The following is an 878-nucleotide window of genomic DNA, read 5'->3' as shown; positions in this document are numbered from 1 at the left end:
CGCCGGGCCGCTTGCAGAACGATGTTGCGCTGGGAAGGGCTGAGGCTGTTGTCGATGAATTCAATCTCGATGTTGAAGCCGCCAGCAGAGGGAGTGGGCGAAGCCGTGGGAGAAGGAGTGGGTGCCGGGGCAACCAGAGCAGTCCTAAGCTGGAAAGCACCCGTAGCACCAGGGTCGTAACTGCTAACCCGCACCAAGTAGTTGATTCCAGCTTGCACAACCAAGTCGAGCTGGGAATTCGTACTCCCCCCAAAGTCGTCGTTTTCGGCAATCACCTCGCCGGTAGCCTGGTTAACGATGAAAAGGTAAGTATCGAAGTCGATACTGGAAAGCTGGATCCGCACCGTTTGCCCCGCAGGCGCGCTGAGCAGGAAATCCTGAATGAAGTGAGTAGGACGACGGGGATCCCGAGGGCTACTGGTGGTCAAGCGCCCTGTAACCGCCTGCGGCACCCCCAGGGTGGGGATCCCAGGTGGTGACGGCGAAGGCGAGGCGGTTGGAAGCCCTGTGGGCGGAACAAATCCCGGCCCTGGCAATCTGGCCGCTTGTTCAGGCGTAAGGTTGAGGGGAGGTTGCAGCCGCAAAACGGTGTTGACGAAGGTGTTGATGCGGTTGGCATCGCGGGTCTGCAAGGTGGCAACGGCAAACAAAATGGCGGCATCCCGCACGGTGCCTGGTGTGCCATCCCCATCAAAATCGGAGATGGCCACCGGATTGGGGTCGGCCGTGGTCACCTCAGCTAGGGTGAGAGGATGCTGCACCCGCAAAACGGTGTTGACAAAGCTGACAATCTGGCTGGGCTGGGTGATCCCGCTGGCAATGGCAAAGGCAATGGCGGCATCGCGGATGGTTACCGATTGCGGGTTGCCGTCGTAGTA

At 59.9% G+C, this 878-nt stretch carries 1 pseudogene; it reads right to left on the bottom strand.

Annotated elements, in window-relative coordinates:
- Positions 1-878, bottom strand: a pseudogene (locus NW838_RS05405) (peptidase M8); the annotation flags it as partial.

The organism is Synechococcus sp. R55.2 (assembly GCF_047462075.1).
Taxonomy (GTDB): Bacteria; Cyanobacteriota; Cyanobacteriia; order Thermostichales; family Thermostichaceae; genus Thermostichus.
This window is presented reverse-complemented; position numbering and strand designations above follow the sequence as displayed.